Below are 3,296 nucleotides of genomic sequence, written 5' to 3'. Positions count from 1 at the left end.
GAAGATGTCCGGCGGCGACCTACTCTCCCACACCCTCCCGAGTGCAGTACCATCGGCGCGATCAAGCTTAGCTTCCGGGTTCGGAATGGAGCCGGGCGTTTCCTCGACACTATGACCGCCGTAACACGATGAGACAATCAACCAGCCCTCACACACCCCGCCAAAAAGCGAGCGTGCTGGGGTTGTTTTTCGTGAACCGCACAGTGGACGCGAACACCCATCAAAGCAACAGGATGTTTATTGTTGTAAGTCATCGACCATTAGTACCAGTCAGCTCCACACATCACTGCGCTTCCACATCTGGCCTATCAACCCAGTCATCTCCTGGGGGTCTCACACACCTCAAGGGTGCAAGGATATCTCATCTCGAAGCAGGCTTCCCGCTTAGATGCTTTCAGCGGTTATCCCTTCCCGACGTAGCCAACCAGCCATGCTCTTGGCAGAACAACTGGCACACCAGAGGTCAGTCCATCCCGGTCCTCTCGTACTAGGGACAGGACTTCTCAAATATCCAACGCGCGCAGCGGATAGGGACCGAACTGTCTCACGACGTTCTAAACCCAGCTCGCGTACCGCTTTAAGAGGCGAACAGCCTCACCCTTGGGACCAACTCCAGCCCCAGGATGCGACGAGCCGACATCGAGGTGCCAAACCATGCCGTCGATATGAGCTCTTGGGCAAGATCAGCCTGTTATCCCCGGGGTACCTTTTATCCGTTGAGCGACACCCATTCCACAATGAAGTGCCGGATCACTAGTTCCTGCTTTCGCACCTGCCCGACATGTCTGTCTCGCAGTCAAGCTCCCTTGTGCACTTACACTCAACACCTGATTGCCAACCAGGCTGAGGGAACCTTTGAGCGCCTCCGTTACTCTTTAGGAGGCAACCGCCCCAGTTAAACTACCCATCAGACACTGTCCCTGATCCGGATCACGGACCGAGGTTAGGAATCCAGAACGACCAGAGTGGTATTTCAACAACGACTCCACATCCACTGGCGTGAACGCTTCCCAGTCTCCCACCTATCCTACACAAGCCGTCCCGAACACCAATATCAAACTATAGTAAAGGTCCCGGGGTCTTTCCGTCCTGCTGCGCGTAACGAGCATCTTTACTCGTAATGCAATTTCGCCGAGTTCGCGGTTGAGACAGTGGAGAAGTCGTTACGCCATTCGTGCAGGTCGGAACTTACCCGACAAGGAATTTCGCTACCTTAGGATGGTTATAGTTACCACCGCCGTTTACTGGGGCTTAAATTCTCAGCTTCGAACCCCGAAGGGCTCTAACCAGTCCTCTTAACCTTCCAGCACCGGGCAGGCGTCAGTCCGTATACAGCGTCTTACGACTTCGCACGGACCTGTGTTTTTAGTAAACAGTCGCTTCTCCCTGGTCTCTGCGGCCCTCCCCGCTCTCACGGATCGGGCCCCCCTTCTCCCGAAGTTACGGGGGCATTTTGCCGAGTTCCTTAACCACGATTCTCTCGAACGCCTCGGTATTCTCTACCTGATCACCTGAGTCGGTTTAGGGTACGGGCGACCGTATTCGTCACGCCGGAACTTTTCTCGGCAGTACAGGATCACTCACCTACGCCCATACGGGATCCCCATCACGTCTCACCCACAACGGCACCGCATTACCGGTGCACAGGCTGCACGCTTGGACGGACTATTCCATTAAGTCCGCGGAAGCTACCTCTCTGCGTCATCCCACGCGCTGACCTACTACACCCTTGGTTCCCAGCCTCACCCCAGCACGCAGCCCGAAGGCCACGAGTGAAGATCGGGTGGTTAGCATCAGATAGTTCGGTATGGGTCCTCCTACGATCGGTTCGGGAATATCAACCCGATGTCCATCGACTACGCCTGTCGGCCTCGCCTTAGGTCCCGACTAACCCAGGGCGGATTAACCTGGCCCTGGAACCCTTGATCAATCGGCGGACGGGTTTCTCACCCGTCTATCGCTACTCATGCCTGCATTCTCACTCGAACAGCTTCCACCACTGGGTTCCCCCGCGGCTTCACCAGCTGCTCGACGCTCCCCTACCCACCCAGACAAAAGTCCGAGTGACACAGCTTCGGCGGTGTACTTGAGCCCCGCTACATTGTCGGCGCAGAATCACTTGACCAGTGAGCTATTACGCACTCTTTCAAGGGTGGCTGCTTCTAAGCCAACCTCCTGGTTGTCTCAGCAACTCCACATCCTTTTCCACTTAGCACACGCTTAGGGGCCTTAGCTGATGTTCTGGGCTGTTTCCCTCTCGACCATGAAGCTTATCCCCCACGGTCTCACTGCTACGCTCTCACGTACCGGCATTCGGAGTTTGGCTAAGGTCAGTAACCCGGTGGGGCCCATCGCCTATCCAGTGCTCTACCTCCGGCACGAAACACGTAACGCTGCACCTAAATGCATTTCGGGGAGAACCAGCTATCACGAAGTTTGATTGGCCTTTCACCCCTATCCACAGGTCATCCCCTCCATTTTCAACTGAAGTGGGTTCGCGCCTCCACACGGTCTTACCCGCGCTTCACACTGCCCATGGATAGATCACTTCGCTTCGGGTCTAGAGCCGGCGACTGAACGCCCCGTTCAGACTCGCTTTCGCTACGGCTACCCCACACGGGTTAACCTCGCCACCGACCACTAACTCGCAGGCTCATTCTTCAAAAGGCACGCCGTCACCCCGTAAGGCTCCGACGGATTGTAAGCACACGGTTTCAGGTACTATTTCACTCCCCTCCCGGGGTGCTTTTCACCTTTCCCTCACGGTACTTGTCCGCTATCGGTCACAAGGTAGTATTCAGGCTTACCAGGTGGTCCTGGCAGATTCACACCGGATTTCACGGGCCCGGTGCTACTCGGGAACAGCATCACGCCGCATGACAGTTTCAGCTACGGGAGTCACACCCTCTACGCCGCCCCACTCAACAAGGCTTCGCCTACCATCACACATCCACGCCGTCTGGCCGGCAGACCAGACCGATACGTCCCACAACCCCTTGCCTGCAACCCCTGCCGGGTATCACACAAACAAGGTTTAGCCACCTCCGCTTTCGCTCGCCACTACTCACGGAATCACTTTTGTTTTCTCTTCCTACGGGTACTGAGATGTTTCACTTCCCCGCGTTCCCTCCACACCACCTATACATTCAGTGGCGGGTACCAGAGCATGACCCCTGGTGGGTTTCCCCATTCGGACATCCTCGGATCACAGCTCAGTTGTCAACTCCCCGAGGCTTATCGCAGACTCACACGTCCTTCGTCGGCTCCTTGTGCCAAGGCATCCACCGTGCGCCCTA

2 rRNA genes are annotated in these 3,296 nt (G+C 56.2%); both read right to left on the bottom strand.

Annotated elements, in window-relative coordinates:
• Positions 1–6 precede the first annotated feature (6 nt).
• Positions 7–123: ribosomal RNA gene (gene rrf, locus MU407_RS13530) — 5S ribosomal RNA — on the bottom strand.
• A gap of 124 nt (positions 124–247) precedes the next feature.
• Positions 248–3,296, bottom strand: a 23S ribosomal RNA gene (locus MU407_RS13525).

Origin of the sequence: Brachybacterium sp. Marseille-Q7125 (assembly GCF_023062615.1) — a bacterium.
Taxonomy (GTDB): Bacteria; Actinomycetota; Actinomycetes; order Actinomycetales; family Dermabacteraceae; genus Brachybacterium.
Note: the sequence above shows the minus strand (reverse complement) of the source record. Positions and strands in the feature narration are given on the sequence as shown.